At 63.9% G+C, this 18,747-nt stretch carries 19 protein-coding genes and 1 tRNA gene; all 20 read left to right on the plus strand.

The genetic code is table 11. From position 1 onward, the window contains the following. The first annotated feature begins 180 nt into the window (after nucleotides 1–180). The 20 genes from PCA31118_RS06510 to PCA31118_RS06605 all read left to right on the plus strand — a co-directional run bounded on the left by PCA31118_RS06510 (nucleotide 181) and on the right by PCA31118_RS06605 (nucleotide 18,737). On the plus strand, nucleotides 181–2,559 hold the full coding sequence (locus tag PCA31118_RS06510) for an ATP-binding protein (protein ID WP_281356206.1): 2,379 nt from the start codon (nucleotides 181–183) through the stop codon (nucleotides 2,557–2,559). Next, nucleotides 2,560–3,300, plus strand: a complete 741-nt coding sequence (locus tag PCA31118_RS06515; protein WP_150624166.1) for a response regulator — start codon at nucleotides 2,560–2,562, stop codon at nucleotides 3,298–3,300. It abuts the gene before it with no gap. A gap of 144 nt (nucleotides 3,301–3,444) precedes the next feature. Continuing rightward, nucleotides 3,445–3,520: transfer RNA gene (locus PCA31118_RS06520), tRNA-Phe, on the plus strand. 261 nt (nucleotides 3,521–3,781) lie between these two features. Next, nucleotides 3,782–4,519, plus strand: a complete 738-nt coding sequence (gene queC, locus PCA31118_RS06525; protein WP_150624168.1) for a 7-cyano-7-deazaguanine synthase QueC — start codon at nucleotides 3,782–3,784, stop codon at nucleotides 4,517–4,519. Nucleotides 4,520–4,577: 58 nt separating this feature from the next. Beyond that, nucleotides 4,578–5,213: a 7-carboxy-7-deazaguanine synthase gene (gene queE, locus PCA31118_RS06530; RefSeq protein WP_150624170.1), complete on the plus strand. Its 636-nt coding sequence runs from the start codon at nucleotides 4,578–4,580 to the stop codon at nucleotides 5,211–5,213. Nucleotides 5,214–5,222: 9 nt separating this feature from the next. Further along, nucleotides 5,223–5,666 (plus strand): 6-carboxytetrahydropterin synthase QueD, encoded by a 444-nt coding sequence (queD, locus tag PCA31118_RS06535; protein ID WP_150624172.1) that lies wholly within the window; start codon nucleotides 5,223–5,225, stop codon nucleotides 5,664–5,666. A 472-nt stretch (nucleotides 5,667–6,138) separates the two neighbouring features. Continuing rightward, entirely contained in the window at nucleotides 6,139–6,393 is a 255-nt protein-coding gene (locus PCA31118_RS06540; RefSeq protein WP_150624174.1) for a hypothetical protein, read from the plus strand. An 82-nt stretch (nucleotides 6,394–6,475) separates the two neighbouring features. Continuing rightward, the gene (locus PCA31118_RS06545) at nucleotides 6,476–6,898 is read left to right on the plus strand and encodes a DsrE family protein (protein WP_150624176.1); all 423 of its coding nucleotides are present in this window, start codon (nucleotides 6,476–6,478) and stop codon (nucleotides 6,896–6,898) included. A 187-nt stretch (nucleotides 6,899–7,085) separates the two neighbouring features. Then, on the plus strand, nucleotides 7,086–7,835 hold the full coding sequence (locus PCA31118_RS06550; protein WP_150624178.1) for a tetratricopeptide repeat protein: 750 nt from the start codon (nucleotides 7,086–7,088) through the stop codon (nucleotides 7,833–7,835). A 173-nt stretch (nucleotides 7,836–8,008) separates the two neighbouring features. Continuing rightward, nucleotides 8,009–9,220: a PrgH/EprH family type III secretion apparatus protein gene (locus PCA31118_RS06555; protein WP_150624180.1), complete on the plus strand. Its 1,212-nt coding sequence runs from the start codon at nucleotides 8,009–8,011 to the stop codon at nucleotides 9,218–9,220. Nucleotides 9,221–9,239: 19 nt separating this feature from the next. Beyond that, complete coding sequence (gene sctF, locus PCA31118_RS06560) at nucleotides 9,240–9,512, plus strand: type III secretion system needle filament subunit SctF (RefSeq protein WP_150624182.1); 273 nt, start codon at nucleotides 9,240–9,242, stop codon at nucleotides 9,510–9,512. A gap of 63 nt (nucleotides 9,513–9,575) precedes the next feature. After that, a complete protein-coding gene (sctI, locus tag PCA31118_RS06565; RefSeq protein ID WP_150624184.1) occupies nucleotides 9,576–9,881 on the plus strand; it encodes a type III secretion system inner rod subunit SctI in 306 nt (101 codons plus the stop codon). Next, nucleotides 9,881–10,666, plus strand: coding sequence for an EscJ/YscJ/HrcJ family type III secretion inner membrane ring protein (locus PCA31118_RS06570; RefSeq protein ID WP_246190111.1), 786 nt, complete (start codon nucleotides 9,881–9,883; stop codon nucleotides 10,664–10,666). Before sctI ends, PCA31118_RS06570 begins: the two co-directional genes overlap by 1 nt. 2 nt (nucleotides 10,667–10,668) lie before the next feature. Further along, nucleotides 10,669–11,280 carry a type III secretion apparatus protein OrgA/MxiK gene (locus tag PCA31118_RS06575; protein ID WP_150624188.1) on the plus strand — a complete coding sequence of 204 codons (612 nt, stop codon included), beginning with the start codon at nucleotides 10,669–10,671 and terminating at the stop codon, nucleotides 11,278–11,280. Next, the gene (locus PCA31118_RS06580; protein WP_150624190.1) at nucleotides 11,237–12,052 is read left to right on the plus strand and encodes a hypothetical protein; all 816 of its coding nucleotides are present in this window, start codon (nucleotides 11,237–11,239) and stop codon (nucleotides 12,050–12,052) included. The genes PCA31118_RS06575 and PCA31118_RS06580 overlap by 44 nt, the downstream gene beginning before the upstream one ends. Nucleotides 12,053–12,054: 2 nt before the next feature. Next, complete coding sequence (locus PCA31118_RS06585; protein ID WP_150624192.1) at nucleotides 12,055–12,369, plus strand: hypothetical protein; 315 nt, start codon at nucleotides 12,055–12,057, stop codon at nucleotides 12,367–12,369. A 165-nt stretch (nucleotides 12,370–12,534) separates the two neighbouring features. Beyond that, nucleotides 12,535–13,326 (plus strand): helix-turn-helix domain-containing protein, encoded by a 792-nt coding sequence (locus tag PCA31118_RS06590; protein ID WP_217431251.1) that lies wholly within the window; start codon nucleotides 12,535–12,537, stop codon nucleotides 13,324–13,326. Beyond that, a complete protein-coding gene (gene sctC, locus PCA31118_RS06595) occupies nucleotides 13,323–15,533 on the plus strand; it encodes a type III secretion system outer membrane ring subunit SctC (protein WP_150624194.1) in 2,211 nt (736 codons plus the stop codon). Before PCA31118_RS06590 ends, sctC begins: the two co-directional genes overlap by 4 nt. Continuing rightward, nucleotides 15,520–16,662, plus strand: a complete 1,143-nt coding sequence (gene sctW, locus PCA31118_RS06600) for a type III secretion system gatekeeper subunit SctW (protein ID WP_174990363.1) — start codon at nucleotides 15,520–15,522, stop codon at nucleotides 16,660–16,662. The genes sctC and sctW overlap by 14 nt, the downstream gene beginning before the upstream one ends. Further along, entirely contained in the window at nucleotides 16,662–18,737 is a 2,076-nt protein-coding gene (locus PCA31118_RS06605) for an EscV/YscV/HrcV family type III secretion system export apparatus protein (protein WP_150624198.1), read from the plus strand. Before sctW ends, PCA31118_RS06605 begins: the two co-directional genes overlap by 1 nt. The last annotated feature ends 10 nt before the right edge of the window (nucleotides 18,738–18,747 follow it).

Raw genomic sequence — 18,747 nt, forward strand, 5'->3', positions numbered from 1 at the left:
CATCCGCTTCATCCGCGTCGGCCGCTGCCTCGGCAGCTTCCGCATCGTCGGGCGCTGCCGCTTCCATGGCGATTGCGCCGCCGGGCTCGACGTCCGGCATCGGTCTGGCGGGGCTGACGGCGGCGGTGACGGCATCGCCGGATGCCTCGCGCATGTCCGGCAAGCTGCCGCTCGCCTTCAATGCGGCGGTGCCGCCCGGAGCTGCCCGTGTCAAATAATGGCGGCGGCCTGCTCAAACACATCGTCATTCGCACGCTGATCGTCACGATGGCGCTGGTCGCCATCGGGCTGTTCGGCCTGCTCGCGCTGGCGTCGGCCAATACCGAATTCTTCGATCGCTACTATTCGCTGCTCTACACGGCGAACATTGCCGTGGCGATCATCTTCGTGTTCATCGTCGGTGCGCTCGTCTGGATCATTCTGGTCCGGTTACGACAGCGGCGCTTCGGCACGCGCCTGCTGGCCAAGCTCGCCATTTTCTTTGCGCTCGTCGGCGTGCTGCCGGGCGGCATCATCTATCTCGTGTCGTTGCAGTTCGTCTCGCGCAGTATCGAGTCATGGTTCGACGTGCGCGTGGAAACCGCGCTGGATTCGGGCCTTGAACTCGGCCGCGCCATTCTGAACAACGGGCTGTCGGACCTGAGCGCAAAGGCGCAACTGGTCGCCGACAACCTCGCGTCGAGCGGTGAGAAGGGCGGCACGCTTACGCTGCTTCGCATGCGCGATCAGTTCGGGTTGCAGGACGCGACCATCGTCGACGGCAACGGTCGTGTGCTGGCATCCGCGTCGGGCAACTTCAACGCGCTGGTGCCGGACTTGCCCACGCCGCTCATGTTGCGTCAGGCGCGCACGCAATCGCGTGGCTATACCGCAATCGAAGGCGGCAGCGAAGGCTACGACAAGAACGAGGGACACGATCAGTTGCGCTGGCGCGTGGTGATTCGGATTCCGTCGACCTATTCGTCGTCGTTGCAGGACGACGAACGCTTTCTGCAAGTCACGCAACTCGTGCCCGCGAATCTGGCGCAGAACGCCGAGGCTGTGCAGAACGCGTATCGCGAATATCAGGAAAAGGCGCTCGGCCGCACCGGGTTGCGCAAGATGTACATCGGCACGCTGACGCTGTCGCTGTTCCTCGCAACGTTCGTGGCAATGATGCTCGCGCTCGCGCTCGGCAGCCAGCTCGCGCGCCCCCTGTTCTTGCTCGCGCGCGGCACGCAGGAAGTGGCGGCAGGCGACCTGTCGCCCAAGGGCGAGGTGCGCACCAACGACGAACTTGGCTTCCTTACGCAGGCGTTCAATGCCATGACGCGCCAGTTGTCCGACGCGCGCGCCAACGTCGAGCGCAATCGACTGGCGCTGGAGAGCTCGAAGGCCCACCTGGAAAGTATTCTGTCGAGTCTGACCGCCGGCGTGTTCGTGTTCGATCGCGACTTCCGGCTCACGACCGCCAACGCCGGTGCCGAGCGCATCTTCAAGCAGAGTTTTCAGCAAGAGCTCAACCGTTCCCCCGCACATATTCCGGCGCTGGTAGAGTTCGGTGAGACGCTGCGTCGCGCGTTTGCCGATCGCGATGCGAATGCCGACCTCGGGCCGGGCGGACACTGGCAGCAGCAGATCGGTCTGACGCTGCCGGGCGAGACGGACGGTGTCACGTTGCTGGTGCGCGGCTCGCACCTGCCCGAGCCGATGGTCGCCGTGGCAGGCGTGCCGACCCGTGCGGGCGGTGGCTATGTCGTGGTGTTCGACGACATCAGCGATGTCATTTCGGCGCAGCGGTCGGTGGCGTGGGCCGAAGTGGCGCGGCGTCTGGCGCACGAGATCAAGAATCCGCTCACGCCGATTCAGCTCTCGGCAGAGCGATTGCAGATGAAGCTCTCGGACAAGCTGCCGCCGGCCGATGCCGAAGTGCTGCGAAAAGGCGCGACGACCATCGTCAATCAAGTGGCGGCGATGAAGCGCATGGTCGACGATTTCCGAGACTACGCGCGCCTGCCCCCGGCGATCATGCATCCGCTGCAACTCAACGAGTTGATCGGCGAAGTACTGACGCTATACGGGGTGGACGAGGGGCGCGGTGCCATTCGACCCTATCTCGATACCGATCTGCCGGAGATTCGTGGAGACTCGACGCAATTGCGCCAGGTTATCCATAATCTGCTTCAGAATGCTCAAGATGCGGTTGGCGGAACCGAAAACCCTCTTATCACGGTGGAAACGAAGACAGTAGAATACGCAGGAACGGATATTCAGCCCGGTGAGCCGAAGCGCACGGCAGTGCGTCTGACGATCACGGACAACGGGCCGGGTTTCCCGGCACGCATTCTGACCCGCGCCTTCGAACCTTACGTGACGACCAAGTCGAAGGGCACCGGACTCGGATTGGCGATGGTCAAGAAGATCATCGACGAGCATCAGGCGCGCATTGATATTCGTAATCGGTCCTTGCCCGAGGGCGAAGGCAGTGCAGGTGCCCAGATTTCGATCTTGTTTACTCAATTGGCTGACGACCAGGAACTGCCGCGCACAAGGCCGGCAGAACACACGAAGGTAGCGTAAATGGCAACCATTTTGGTGGTGGATGACGAAATGGGGATCCGGGAGCTGCTCTCGGAGATTCTGAGCGACGAAGGGCATGTCGTGGAGGTGGCGGAGAACGCGCAGGAAGCGCGCGCCTTCCGTGCCGCACACACGCCCGATCTCGTGCTGCTCGATATCTGGATGCCCGATACCGACGGCGTGACCTTGCTCAAGGAATGGGCGGCCCAGCAATTGCTGACCATGCCCGTCATCATGATGTCGGGCCACGCCACGATCGATACGGCCGTGGAAGCCACGAAGATTGGCGCGCTCAACTTCCTGGAGAAGCCCATCGCCCTGCAAAAACTGTTGCAGGCGGTGGAGCAGGGGCTGGCACGAGGCAAACGCGAGGCGTCCGGCGGTGCGGCGAGCACTTTCGATGGCGACGACGAAGCGCTCGACACCGGCGTGTTCGGCGAGAGCGAGGCACGCCACCCGGGCGCGGGGCTCAACGGTGCGGCTTCGCATCATGTGCCGCTCGGTGCGCATGACGCGGACGGCGTGAGCGGCGCGACCGGCACGGGCATGTCGGCCGACATTTCCTTCGACGTGCCTTTGCGTGAGGCGCGAGACGCCTTCGAGCGTGCCTATTTCGCCTACCATCTGGCCAAGGAGCACGGCAGCATGACCCGTGTGGCCGAGAAAACCGGGCTGGAGCGCACGCACTTGTATCGCAAGCTCAAACAACTTGGCGTGGAACTGTCCAAGAGCAAGACCTGACGGCGTGGGCGTGTGGCGGGCGACGTCAGCGTTGCTGCGCCGCATGAACACCGGGGTTGATGCTGATTCTCGCCGTTTAATGCAGATTTTTTCGATTAAGGGCTTGCGCAAAGCGTATTCAGTCTCTATAATCGCTTTTCTCTTGGCCCGGTAGCTCAGTTGGTAGAGCAGCGGATTGAAAATCCGCGTGTCGTTGGTTCGATTCCGACCCAGGCCACCAAATTCGAAGGGCTTGCGCATATCGCAAGCCCTTTTTGCGTTTGAACGAAAACGCTGCCCAATGATGGGTATAACGGCCCGGCGATAGCGACGCGGGGCAACGCGGTTCAAAATCGCGTGACATATCCCGCACGCGGGTTGCCCCGGAGGGTCCGACAGGGTCCGAATCGCTTGGTATCCGACGGCAGCCGCAAGCGCGTGCCCTGGCCCTTGTCGTCCCGATGACTCGATGTCCTGACGGCAAAGGCGATACTGCTAGCGCATGATCATGACGACAAGCACCGATTCCGCTCTGGTTCTGTTCTCCGGTGGACAGGATTCGACTACCTGCCTCGCATGGGCGCTATCGCGCTATGCGCGCGTCGAGACACTGGGTTTCGACTACGGCCAGCGCCACAGCGTTGAGCTGGAGTGCCGCACCGACGTGCTGGCCAAGCTGCGCCAACGTTTCCCGCAGTGGGCGCCGCGCCTGGGCGACGATCATATGATCGACCTGTCGATTCTGGGTCAGATCAGCGAGACGTCGCTCACGCGCGAAACCACGATCGCGATGGCAGCCAACCATCTGCCGAACACCTTCGTGCCGGGTCGGAATCTGCTGTTTCTGACGATTGGTGCGACCATTGCGTATCGTCGTGGCCTGCGTGTGCTGGTCGGCGGCATGTGCGAGACGGACTTTTCGGGCTATCCCGATTGCCGCGACGACACGATGAAGGCCCTCCAGGTGGCGCTCAACCTGGGGATGGACCAGCGATTCATCATCGAGACACCGCTCATGTGGATCGACAAGGCCGATACCTGGCAGATGGCGCAGGACCTGGGCGGCGACGTGCTCGTGGAGACGGTGCGTGAAGATACGCACACGTGTTATCTGGGCGAGCGCAGCGTGCTGCACGCGTGGGGCTACGGGTGTGGTGAATGCCCGGCATGCCAGTTGCGCCAGCGCGGGTACGAGCAGTGGCGTGCGCGCGAGAATGGCGGCGCGGGCGGCACCGTCTGATCCGGTCGCCCGGCGTCGTCGCCGAGCGCATCAACAAGAGAGTCGAGTCGAGAACATCATGACGTACGCGGTAAAGGAAATCTTCTACACATTGCAGGGCGAGGGCGCGAACGCCGGCCGCCCGGCCGTGTTTTGCCGGTTTGCAGGCTGCAATCTGTGGACGGGACGCGAAGAGGACCGTGCCGGGGCGGTATGCCAGTTCTGCGACACGGATTTCGTCGGCACCGATGGCGAGAACGGCGGCAAATACCGCACGCCGGCTGAACTGGTCGCGCAGATCGTGGCGCTGTGGCCGCAGAGCGATCGCGCGCACCGCTTCGTCGTGTGCACGGGCGGCGAGCCGCTGCTCCAGCTCGATGCGCCGCTCATCGACGCGCTGCATGCCGAGGGGTTTCGCATCGCTGTGGAGACCAACGGCACGCAGGCCATTCCCGAGGGGATCGACTGGGTGTGCGTGAGCCCCAAGGCCGATGCCGAGATGATCGTCACGCGTGGGGACGAACTGAAAGTCGTGGTGCCGCAGGATCGCCAGCGTCTGGCCGACTACGAGACCCTCGATTTCACGCACTTCTATCTTCAGCCGATGGATGGTCCGTTGCGGGACACCAATACGAAGCTGGCGATCGACTACTGCAAATCGCATCCGCGCTGGTCGCTGTCGATGCAGACGCACAAATACCTGAATATTCCCTGAGCCGTTGCCGTGATTACGATTACCCGGAAACTCGAATTCGATGCGGGCCACCGCATTCCCGATCACCGAAGCCAGTGCCGCAATCTGCACGGGCATCGCTATGTGCTGGAAATTACGCTCGCGGGCGAAGTCAGCCGTGAGAGCGGTGCGTCCGACAACGGTATGGTCATGGATTTCGCCGACGTCAAGGCGCTTGCGAACGAGCACCTCGTCTCCGTATGGGATCACGCGTTTCTCGTGTACGAAGGCGACACCGCCGTGCGCGATTTCCTCGAGACGATGCCGGACCACAAGACCGTCGTGTTCGATCGCGTGCCGACCGTCGAAAACCTCGCAGCCGCGGCGTTCGACAAGCTCAGCCATGTGTTCGACGCCCGTTACGGTCGCGACCTGCGCCTCGTGCGTCTGCGTCTGTACGAGACGCCGAACTGCTGGTCCGAAGTCACGGCCTGAGCGCCGGCATCTCCGCGTGCCACGCCCGTTGCCCGTGTCGTTACCTTGGGACGAAACCCGAGCGGCAACGGATTCGATACTTTGGCCGCAATCGCGGCGGCGTGCGCGGACCGCATGACCGAAAGTGCAAACCCGCCAGATCAGGCATCTGGCGGGTTTTTTATTTTTCGGAGAAGTCATGACAAAAATGTCAGCGTCCGCAGTGGTAGCCCATGATCCGCCGTCCAGTGTCGAGCTTCGCATGGTGCGCCGTGTCGACTCGCGCGAGAGCCTGCTTTCGTTGAACCGCGTCGTCAATCGCCCGGAGGCGCGTGCCACCGCGACGGAGATACCGTCTCGCGCGGGCGCCCACGATGGGGAATTTCACCGGGAAATCGCGGCGGTTAGACGGTTGCGTCGGTGTGAATGTCACGGTGGTGCTCGGGGGCGTGTGGCAATCGTCGTGCCCAGCGCGCCCCAGGCCGACGCCCTCATGCCTGCGATGCACGTGACGCATGTGACGCATGTGACGCGGGGCCGGTCCGAGCACGCGTGGGGCGATCCGCCGCCGCCGTATGCGCCGCCGGGCGATACGCCGGCGACGTTGCCCGCATGCGCGCCGCCTCCGTACACGTCTAGCGACGCGATGCACGCGGGCGATCCGATACTGCGCGACCTGCCACCGCCCTACGAGCGTCCCTCGATCGACTGGTATCTGCGGCAGGGCTATCCGAGCGCCGACGTCTGACGTATGGCGCGCGTCGCGCTATGATGCGGCTGGCATACCTCAACCCGATACGAAACCCGAAATAACGAAAGGGGACTCCGATATGAAGACGCTGCTGCGCGGCCTGATGACCGCATTTCTGTTCACCGTTTTCGCTGTGCCGGCGACATCGGCATTCGCGGAAGACAAGGTCGTGTATCACATCAACGATGCCGAGCATCAGGCGCTCGCCGGCTTGCGCAATGTTCGCAACCAGCTCGATACCGTGCCCGACACCAAGGTCGTAGTCGTCGCGCATTCGCAGGGTGTCGACTTCCTGATGGAGAGCTACAAGGACGCCGCCACCGTGGGCCCGCTCATCTCCGCGCTGCATGCACGGGGCGTGAAATTCGAGGTGTGCGAGATCACGCTCAAGCAGCGCAATCTGAAGAAGGACCAGTTCGTGCTCGACGCGGACTTCACCCCGTCCGGTGTGGTCGAGCTTACGCGCTTGCAGCAAAAAGGCTACGCGTACATCAAGCCGTAAGACGTCTTGCGCAGCGCCAGGAAAGCCCCGGCCACGTGTCGGGGCTTTTGCGTTTCTGCGTTTGTGCGAAACGCTTTTCGGGAGAACGGCTGTCTGCGGACGTGCGCCACACGTCACCGGCAGCCCTGAGGGCAAAGCCTTTTTATTTGGCGCACAATAGGCGCACGTCCGCTCTCGGAGGTGCCCCATGAGAAGTCCCGTCCCGACGACTCCCGCCTTGCGCCGCTGGCTCGCCGGCAGCGCTCTTGTGCTCAGCGGCGTGGCGTGCGCGCCGATACCCTACGCCGTTGCCGCCGCGCAGGCACCTGCACAGGCGCTCACCGATCAGGCGGTGCATCACTACGAAGCGGGCCAACAAACGCAAGCGCGCGAAGAATTCCGCCGCGCCGCCGAGCAGGGCAATCGACTTGCGCAGTTCGATTACGCCATGATGTTGCTCAACGGCGAGGGGGCAGACGCGGATCCAGACGGCGCGGTGCATTGGCTCGAACGCGCGGCGAGTGCGGGCATGACGCAGGCGCAATACGTCTACGCCAAGATGTTCGACGACGGCTACGTCGTCGGCAAATCCATCCCTCAGGCCAACCTCTGGTATGAAAAGGCGGCCCGACAAGGGCATGTGCAAGCGCAGGCCGCCATTGCAAACGAGTACTTCATCGGACGCGGTGTTCCCAAGGACTACAAGACCGCCTTCACCTGGTACGAGAAAGCCGCACGCGGTGGCGATCTGCCCTCGCAATACATCGTCGCGAGCTATTACGAACGCGGTTACGGTGTCGTCACCCCCGATCTCGAACGCGCGCGGTTGTGGTACGGAAAAGCCGCTGCGCAGGGCGACGTGGCCGCCCAGGGCAAGCTCGACGCAATGAACCGCGAGCTCGCGCGACAGGCGGCACCGGCGGCGGGCACTACGCCGCCAACGCCCGCTGCCAGATAGCGCAACGGGACCTGCAAATCTTGATCGGTCTTAATCCGGTTGCGAAGAATCCCATCATGAATCGCTGATCGACGGTCGGTATTCTCAACCTCAACGAATTCATTGTTGAGGAGCGCGAACGACGACCCATGCCGTAGTCCGACGACTGGCCGGCATCGCACGCTCGCGAAGAGATGATGGAATCAGACACCCGACCCGCAGAGATCGAAAACCATCCCCCTGGTGCCGTATTGCGTTTGCTGACCGGGCCGATGCGCGGTTGCGAATTCTCCCTCTCTCCTGGTGTGACGCTGTTCGTCGTCGGCCCGAGCGACCCGACCTTCGACCGTGGCTGGCAAACGGAGATGCCGCCCAACGCCATCTATGTGCCGATGGACGGCGACGGTGGCGACAACTTCGAAGTGCTCGTCGACGAGGGGGGACGTGAGGGACTTTTCATTCGCGTACTCAATGAAGGGGCGGGCGCGGAGGTCGCCATCGATGCGTCGCAGATCGCGCGCATGGGCGACGTGCGTGTCGGCGTCAAACGCATCGACGCGCCATGGTCCGATGACGTGCAGCGCAGCCTGTGTGCCGACGCACGGCTGGATGACGTGACACGCCCGGCAGCACGGCAACGGCGCTGGACGCGAACGCTCGTGTCGTGCACGGTCCTCATGCTTCTCGTGGGCGGCGCGTACTACTACTGGCAAGCCGGCCCGCAGCGGCAGGCCCAGAGCGTCGCCGACTATCTCGAGTCGCTCGGGGGGCGCGCCACCGTGCTGCCGGGCAACGACGGCCACATCTATGTCCTCACCGAAAACCGTGACGAGCGCAATGCGCTCGCGCGTGCGCTCGGCGCCGAGGTGATCAAGCGTGAACGGCTCGTGCTCATGGCGCTGGACGAAGAGAACGCACGCATCACCCAGTGGATCGATGCGTCGCGCACCGACGTGTTGTATTTCAAGCTGTCTCTCGAGGACCCCGCGACCCCGGAGTTGTGGATCAACCGCAAGAAAAACGGCCTGTCCGAAGCGGAGATGGCGCGGTTTCGTGAATCGCTGCTGGAGAAAATTCCTTACGCGCGGCGCGTGAGCATCACGTTGCACGACGAAAGCGAAGCGAGTGGCGAGGCCGAAGACGCTCTCAGGCGGCAGATGGTGCCCTTCCTTCGCACCGACACGCCGGAGGGTGTGACGTTTCACATCAGCACCGAGCTCGACGACGTTCAACTACGCCGACTCTACGGATTCATGCAGACGTTCGAGAAGCGCTGGGGAAAACGCCTGGTGCACTTCAACATCGATCTGCGCGACGACTGGACTGCGCAGCAATCGTACGCGTACGGCACGGCGGCGTATGTGAAAGACGGGCCACATCAGTGGCGCTTCATCAATCGACAGTAAGTCAGGAGACCAGACAGACATGACGGCCCCCCCGCCTCCGTATAACCCGCCGCCCCTGCCGGACGATGCGACGCTTCTCGAACAGATTTCCTACGGCTTCAACCCACCCGTCAACGAGCTTAAACAGCGCATGGAAGCAGCGCTGGAGGCAGTGAAGAAAGACCCGACCGATTCTGCCTCGATGGCGACATTCCAGTCGGCCATGGCCGCATACACATCGCTGCGCGCCGCCCAGTCGGGGACCGTCAAGTCGCTCAAGGACGCTGTCCAGGGCGTTGTCTCCAAGTACTGACGAGGCCTGCGTGCGCGCCGTCGCCGGGCGAATCCACACCGAACGTTACCGAACGAGGTTGCCATGTCATTTGATCCGTCGTTGTCATCGATCTCCGCGATGTACAAAACATCGGAGCCGGTCCTCGCGGCCGACCCCGGGGCCGGCCAGTCGCTGGAGACGCGCGTCATGAACGCGCTGTCCAACATGTCCGCCGGGTTCGAGGCGCAGCGCGCCGACATCGCGAACGTCACCGCCAACTTCGACGTCACCGACGTCGGCAGCGCCGTCGAATTGCAGACGAAACTTGCCGACTACGGTATCGGGGTGCAGTTCGTGGCCACCGTAGCGCGTAAAACGGTCGGTGCCGTGGAGGCACTGCTGCGGTGATGTCGCGCTTCGTCTTCCCCCTCGTCGTGGTGCTGCTTCTGACGGGCTGCCGCAAGGCCGAGACGCTGTTGAGCGCGCTCGACCAGCAGCAGGCCAACGAAGTGGCCGCCGTACTGCTGCGCCACAACATTGCGGCGGAGAAAATCGACGGGGGGAAGGCGGGCTACACGATCACGGTGGATGCGGCGGACTTTCCGCAGGCGGTCGACTGGCTAAAGACCTACGATCTGCCGCCACGCCCGCGCATGGAAATTGCGCAGATGTTTCCGCCCGATTCCCTCGTTGCCTCCCCCCGGGCCGAGCGCGCGCGCCTGTATTCTGCGATCGAGCAGCGTCTGGAGCAGTCCGTGCGCCTGATGCAGGGCGTGCTTGCCGCGCGGGTGCATGTGAGCTACGACGTCGATGGGCAGAACGGCGAACCCGTGAAGAGCAGTCCGCACATCTCGGCGGTGGTGGTCTATCAGAACGGTGCGAATGGCACCGAGCTGATCAACGATATCCGGCGATTCCTGAAGAACAGCGTCGACGACCTGCGTTACGAGAACATCTCGGTCGTGCTGTCGCAGCAACCCGTCATGCTTGGCGCCCAGGCGCCCATGCCGCTGGCCAGGTCAGACGACCGCAGTTCTGCGATTTGGCCGTTCGTGCTGATCGGCGCATTCGTGTGCCTCGTGGCGGCCGTCGGCGTGGGGATGAAGGTGCGCGCGTCGGGTAGAACCGCCGACGGTATCGGCACCGCCGGCGCGGCGACCCCGTCCGGTTCGTTCGACGGCAAGGAGCGCTGAGCATGTCGATGAAGCTGCCTCCCGGACTGCACGAGTCGCAAAGCGCCATTGCCGTGGGCTGGCGCACGATGATGTTCGACCCGGCGTCCTACATCCACGCTGCCCGCTTTGTGTATCCGGCGCAGTTCTCGTCGCCACGACAGCGCGCGGTCATCAACGAGATGCTCTTGAGAGGCTTCCGGCTGGACAGTCACTGGCCCCTCGACCAGATCGGGATCGTGGAGCGTCCGTGGGTGCTGAACTGGCGACGACTGCCACAGGTGGCCTATCTCATGGGATGTCAGGCACGCAAGGCGAGTCTGTGCCGACGCGCCGCGTTGCTGCGGCTTCCGGCGTGGGCGTACGCCTATACCAAACTACCGGTGCTCGACGCCACGCCGTCGGTCACCGATGTGCCACCGTCGCACGCGGACCTGCTTGCCGAGGGGTACGTGCGTCTTACGGCACTGGGCGCGTCGCTGCGCGAGCCACTTCGCCAGCGCTTGCCCTTGCTGTTTCCTCCCATCGATTCGTACGCCGCAGACGTGCCCGACACGCTCGACGTGCGACTGTTCGTGACCGCGCTGCAATATGCCAAGAAGCATCCCCATTCCCCCCCAGACACCGGTCATTGACGGGGTGATCGTCCCGCAGGCCGAACTGGTTCGCGGTGTGATGCATGCGCGTGTCGACGACGACATTCGTCATTGGGCGAAGCGTCGCGTCGTCGAGTCGCAGCGCGCGCTGGACGCGCAACGTGTGCAGGCGATGCGCGACGGGTATCGGGACGGACTGGCAGCAGCGCTGGAAGATGTGGTGGCGCATCTGATGCGCACCGAGCAGCTGTGCGACAGGTGGCGCAGTGACATGACGGAACAGGTGCGTGAGGTGCTGACGTCGGCGTCGCAACATCCGCACGCGTTGCTTGCCGCGCTCGACGATGCGGTGCACACGCTCGCAGGTCCGCGTGGCGCGACCTCGATCACTGTCGTCTTGCCGCTGCGGCTCAAGCCACGTCGCGAGGAAATTCTGGCGCGCGTGGCCACCGTCGGGCACATACCGGTGACGCTCGAATTTCGCGCACGAGACGAGCGCATTTCGGTCATGCGAGGCGACACCGTCATCGAATATGACCCGAGCGATTACGTCGCGCGGGCCGAGGCCGCACTCGACATCGACCCGCGGGCACCTCGCCAGGACCTGCGTGAGCTGCTGGCGGCGGCGTTGTCGCCGTTGGCCGAGCGCGTGAAGGAACTGCGCGAACTGAGCGAACCGAACGGGGGCTCGCCCACGCCCCCGCACGAGATTCCCCCCGGTGTGTGCGCCGGTGTGTGCGCCAAGGGGCAAGCCGAAATGCCGGGTGACGCGCTCGCACCGCAAGACGAGCCATTTCGCAATGGAGAGTGAGGATGACGACTGCGATTGAGGGACCCACCACGAGATTGCCCGACGCCACCGACGATGGGCTGCCGCACATGACGCTCGCGCAGCGGGTGCGGGACATGTCGTCGAACGAGACACCGGATCTGGACATCGACCCGCTGACGACGCCGTCGCCACCTCCGCCGTCATCGCTATTCCCGTCGCCGGAGCCCGAGGACCGTGGCAAGCGGGGTGACGACGAGCCTATGGAATGGGACGAGTTCTTCAACAAGATACTGACGCTGGAATGGTTCGACGGATGGATGGAGCGGGCGGAAGAAACGGTCGACAACGGCGAATGAGCGCGTCGTGACCGTTTGGCGAGGCACGCGGCGCCGCGCGCCGGCGGCAACGACGACGTAAGGCCGATCGATGTCGGTGAAGTCGGCGCCAGCCGCGCCGGGTGCAGGCGCCACACAGTGGCGAAACAGATGAGCCGCCGGATGTCGGCGGGAAGCGAGGTGGCGATGAGAAGTATGCAAATCATGGAAGACGCGCAGGCGTTGGGCGCGAACGAGGCGAGAGCATTGGCGTGCGATGGCGTGTGGTTCGTCTGCTCGCCGCCGTCTGCCCGAAGTCTTTTGCTTGAACTCCAACCTGCCGGTAACGCGAGCGCCGCACGACTGGAGTTGCCACCGAACTACTGCGGTTTGCTGATGGTCAGCAAAGGCAACCTCCTCGTCAGAGGCGGTGCGCTTCACTATCACCGGATCCATTGCGATGTGCTCGTCAAGCTGCTGGCCTTCATGGACGAAGCGAATGCGACAGGGACCGATCCGCACGACAACTATCGGCGCACGGCGGTGCCTGCGTTGCATCGTGTGCCCGTGCCTGAACCGTGGGCGGACCGCCGCCAGTGCGAACTGTGGTTCCTCAACCAGATCGCCGCGCCGGGGGAGGGATTTCGTACGATGCTCGACATGCTGCGCCGTTGCGAATCCTACGACCTGATCCGCTTCTTGCTCACGCGCGCGCCGACCGGCGGCACGTTGCGACACATGTGCACCAAATACGGTGTGTCGTATTCGCACTTCCGGCGACTGTGCCGAGGCGCACTCGGCGAATCCGCCAAGATCGCGTTGCGCGACTGGCGCATGGCGCGCTCGATGCTGGAAGTCGCCCAGGGCAACGATAGCTTCACGGAGATCGCGCTGCGCAACGGCTATGCGTCGTCGTCGCACTTCTCGACTGAAATCAAGGAACTGATCGGCATGTCGCCGACCAGTGCCGCCGGTGCGTTGCGAACGCTGGCTCGATGAACAGGGCGTATTACGTTGCCTGTGCCCTGACGGCAGCAGGCGTGTCGAAGGCCGCCGTCGCTTCGTGGGCCCTGGCGCTGTCGTCGGCAGGCTCGCTCGAAGGACGGCCCATGGACGCGGAGTCCGCGAATACCGGCACGAGCGCGCCTGCGCCCGCACCTCACGTTCCACCTCAGGTCCCGGCTCAAGTTCGGGCGCCCGCGCCAACAGCGCCGGCGCCGGCGCCGCCTTCGGTGCCGGCCAAAGCACCGAAGGCGCTGTCGAACGCGCTACCGAATGCACAACCCAACGCACAACCCAACGCACTGCCGACCGGTGAGTCCGGACGGGGCGGCTACGTTGCGCGCAACGACAATCTGCGAGAGTTCTTCGCGGCGCTGTCGCCGTATCTGGGCCGTCCGGTGATCGTCAGCAACCTTGCCGCGAAAAAACAGGTCTCGGGCGACTTCGATCTGTCCAATGCCCGCACGCTGCTCGAATCGATGGCAACGAAGCTGGGCCTGATCTGGTACCACGACGGCCAGTCGATCTTCGTGTACGACGCCTCCGAGATTCGCAATGCCACCGTCTCGATGAACTACTCGTCGCTTGGCGATCTGACGTCGTATCTGCGCAGCGCGGGGCTGTACGACCGCCGCTATCCGATTCGCGGGGAGTCCGGCAGCAAAGTGTTTTATGTCTCGGGACCGCCCGTGTTCGTCGATCTGGTGCTCGCCGCGTCGCGCTCCATCGACCGCGTCATGGTCAGCGATATTCCGGCAGCGGGCCCCGACCAGATCGGCGTGGTGCGCATGGACAACGCCTTCGTCTCCGATCGCACGTATCAGATGCGCGACGAGAAAATCGTCATTCCCGGCATGGCGTCGGTCATTACGCAACTGGTGCAGTCGTCTCGCGCCGGTGTCGGCAGCGTGGCGCCGCCCTCGACGCAACTCCCGCTCTCGCCGCAAGACACGCGCAATGCCGCCAATGCCAATGCCGGAGCGTTGCCCCCTCCGCTTCCGGGCCTGGGTGCACCGGCGGCGCTCAACCCTGCCACGCCGCCGGGCATGCCCGGCGTTCCTGGTGAGCGGACCCTGGCACACGGACAGGTCATCGTGCAGCCCTACACCGCAGGCAACAGCCTGCTCGTGCGCGGCACGGCCGAACAGGTCGAGCGCGTGGAACGTCTCGTGTCACGGCTCGATGCCCCACGCCGTCACATCGAGCTCTCGCTCTGGATCATCGACGTGCGCAAGGAAGCACTCGACGCGCTGGGCGTGGACTGGTCGGGTGGCGTGGGCATCGGTTCGAAGTTCGGTGTGTTACTCAATGCGACTGCGCCCGTCAGCACGCTCGACGGCGTGCGCTTTCTTGCCAAGATTCAGGCGATGGCCTCGACCGGGCAGGCGACGGTCGTGTCGCGTCCCGTGATTCTCACGCAAGAGAACATTCCCGCGTTGTTCGACGGCAGTCAGACGTTCTACGTGCCGCTCGAAGGCGAGCGCACGACGGATCTGCGCAGCGTGACCTACGGCACGATGATCAGCGTGTGGCCACGCTTTGCCGGTCGCGACGAAATCGAGATGACGCTCAACATCGAAGACGGGACGAGCGCGCCGGGTAAGGAGTCCGATGGCGACAGCAGCAAGTACACAGTGCTGCCGACGGTGTCGCGCACGCGAATCAGCACCATCGCACGCGTGCCGCAGGGCAAGAGTCTGCTGATCGGCGGTTACACGCGCGACAGCGGCGATACGGTCGAGAAGAAGATCCCGTTGCTTGGCGACATTCCGTGGCTCGGCCGCGTCTTTCGCTACAACAGCACTTCGCAGAACAACAACGTGCGTGTGTTTCTTATCCAGCCGCGCGAGATCGACGGCCCGCTCTTGCGCGACGCGAGCGATATCGCTGCCGACACCGTGGCGACGTTGCCTTATCCGACCCACGACGTGCCTGCGGACCTGCGGCGCATCACGGGGCTGGACACACACGGCGCGACGAACCGCATGAATCGTTCCGCCGACACGGCCGACACCATCAGAACGCCGCCTCGCGCGCTGCCGCATTCGCCCGCTCAGGCGCCCGCTCAGGCGCCGGACCCTATGCCCGCGCAGGTGCCTGCCGAGGCGCCACCCTCACAGTTATCGACGGGAACCGACACCGAGTCGCTCGCCCCCGGCGATGCCACCCCTCATTACACGGGAGCCGACCGTGCCAGATCTTAATGTCCACCGGCCATCGCCGTCGTCATACTCCGACGTCTCTGCCAAAACCTATTCGGGCCGCCAGCGCGCCACGCGAACGTCGGACGACGACGACGGTCCGCAGCGCCTGATCACCGGCGGGCCTGTCGCCGATATTCGACGCGCGTCGGAGTCGAGCGACGAAATGTCGTCCGCCATGGCGCAATTCCGCTTGCGCGCGAATCGCAAGGAAGAGAACCGGGGCATGGCGCAAAGCTATGACTACATCCTCGAAGAGGACGCCCCGAACAAGATTCGCGAGATCCTCGGCGCGGCGTGGGTATCGCCCGAGGAGCTGACGCGTTTGCTGCACAAGGCATTCGACGACGTCAGCGACCGCTGGCTCGCCCTGCAGGCGCTCGATACGCAGCGACACCTCCTCACTGCGGCGCAGCAACTCGCGCTCGAAACCGTCATCGCGCAGGCGGAGGCGGCGCCGCCCGAGGAGATTCGCGCGCGTAAGGCGGGCGTGCACTGTGCCGTGAAGGCGCGACTCTACGGCCACGCCATGACGCTCGAATTTGCGCCCAATTTGCTGCGCGCGGCGTACCGAAGCTTCCTCACCGCCGACGCGCCGGATATCGAGATCTATCAGACCTGGATTTCGGGCTTCGGCTTCGCGCGGCGCGAACAGGTGCTGGACTTCATGGAAGGGGCGATCGTCGACGACATGCGCGCAGACGACCCCAGCAGCACGCCGGGACAATTCACGTCGTCGCTCGGGCGCCTCACCACGCTGCGCAGTCTGCGCACGCTCGAACATGGCTTCGTGTTGCTCGTGAGCGGAAGTGCGCTCGCAGCGCCGTTCAATTCGAGCGAGAAGGACTGGCTGCACTTCCTGCTCGTCATTCTGACCGACCCCACGGCACTGGACGAATCGCTGCGATACACCATGGGCGTCGGTGCGATTACGCGTGAGATCCGCGAACACAGTCAGTTGCTCAATCTCCTGCTTTTCGCATGCCAGAAGTTGCCCGGTGAACCGTTGCAGTGTCAGGAGGATCGCGACGCCATCATCACCGGGCTGCGTGACCTGGGCACGGCCGCCTATGCCAGAGAAAGCAGCGCCGCAGCAGCCGACCCCGTTTCGCGGCATCGTCGGAGCGTGTAATGCCCGCGGCGTTGCTCAACGATCTGCGCGGCCGTCCCGAGATCGTCATCCTGATTCTCATGTCGTGCGTGATCGCCATGCTGGTGATCCCGTTGCCGACGTATCTGGTCGATTTTCTCATCGGCATCAACATCGCGATTTCGGTGCTGCTGTTCCTGGGCGCGTTTCACATCGAGAAGATCCTCAACTTCTCGTCGTTTCCGTCGATGCTGCTGATCACCACGCTGTTCCGGCTGGCCTTGTCGATCAGCACGACGCGCCTCATTCTCATCGACGCCGACGCGGGCAAGATCATCGATTCGTTCGGGCAGTTCGTGATCGGCGACAGTCTGGCGGTCGGGTTCGTGGTGTTCGCCATCGTCACGATCGTGCAGTTCATCGTGATTGCGAAGGGATCGGAGCGCGTGGCGGAAGTGGCGGCGCGTTTCTCGCTCGACGGCATGCCGGGCAAGCAGATGAGTATCGATGCCGACGTGAAGGCCGGCACGCTCGATAACGACGGCGCGCGCGAGCGGCGCAGCGTGCTGGAGCGCGAAAGCCAGTTGTACGGCTCGTTCGACGGCGCGATGAAGTTCGTCAAGGGCGATGCCATTGCGGGCATCGTCATCATCTTCGTGAACCTGATTGGCGGCATCATCGTGGGCATGACGCAGCGCGGCATGGAGCTCAGCGGCGCCCTCACGACGTACACGACACTCACCATCGGCGATGGCCTCGTCGCGCAGATTCCCGCGCTGCTGATCTCGGTCGCGGCCGGCTTCGTGGTGACTCGCGTGAATGGCGAGGCGGACAACATGGGCCGCACCATCATCAGCCAGTTGATGGGCAATCGCTTCGTGCTCGGGGCAACCGCCCTGCTCACGCTGATTATCGGCACGTTGCCGGGCTTTCCGTTCGTCACCTTTACGCTGCTGTCGTGCTTGCTGGCGCTGGCGTGTTACTTCGCCAAATCGGCCCCGGCAGCGCTTGGCAAAACGAGCAAGTCCGGCGCTGCTGCCGACGCCGCCGGCAAGGCGAAGAAACCCGGTAGCGGTCCGAAGGCCGACAGCTCGCTGGCGTCCATCGACAATCTCGACAACGTGGCGCCCTCGACCGCACCGCTGGCGGTCGTGATTCCCTCGGACCAGATACCGGCGTTCGAAGGTGCGAATTTCCCGCAGCGCGTGCGCAGTCAGTTCTTTACCGACTTTGGGGTGCACCTGCCGGAGCTGCTGTTGCAGGGATCGCCCACGCTCAACGCCTCGCGTGCGGCGGTGTACATCAACGAGGTTCGCGCCGACGAGTTCGTCATCTTCTACGACCGTGTACGTGTCGACGCCTACACCGGCGAGATCGCGTCTTTGGGGTTCGAGCCTGTCTTCTCCGGGCCGGAGCGTGGCCGATGCGCATGGGTAACACCGGAGCAGGGAGAAACGCTCGCTGCGATGCGTCACCTGACGCACGCACCCGCCGACGAGCTGTACCAGAGCCTGGCCGTGTTGCTGACCCGCCACGTCAACGAGTTCTTCGGGATTCAGGAGACGAAGAAACTGCTCGACCTCGTGGAGCAGCACTACCCCGATCTGGTCAAGGAGGTGCTGCGTCACGTGGCCCTGCAGCGCGTGTCGGAAATCCTCCAGCGACTGGTCATGGAGCGAATCTCCGTACGCAACATGAAACTTGTGATGGAAGTGCTCGCCATGTGGGCGCCGCGCGAGAAGGACGTGCTCAATCTTGTCGAGCACGTACGCGGCGCGCTTGGCCGCTACATCTGCAACAAGTTCCTGCGCAACGGGGAACTGCGCGTCGTCATGTTGTCCGCCGAGATCGAGGAGACCGTGCGCCGTTCGATTCGCCAGACGGCGGGCGGCGCGTTCGTGAACATGGATCCCAAGGATGCCGAGTCGCTGCTCGACCGGGTGGCGCTGGCGCTCGACGGGTCGGGGCGTCCGCACAAGGACGTGGTGTTGCTCGCCTCGGTGGACGTACGCCGCTTCGTGAAGAAGCTCGCCGAGACGCGTTTCCGCGATCTGGAAGTGCTGTCGTTTGGCGAACTGGTCGACGGCGTGTCCGTCAACGTCATCAGCACGATCTGAGCGCAGACAA

The organism is Pandoraea captiosa (genome assembly GCF_902459775.1).
In the GTDB taxonomy this organism is placed as follows: domain Bacteria; phylum Pseudomonadota; class Gammaproteobacteria; order Burkholderiales; family Burkholderiaceae; genus Pandoraea; species Pandoraea captiosa.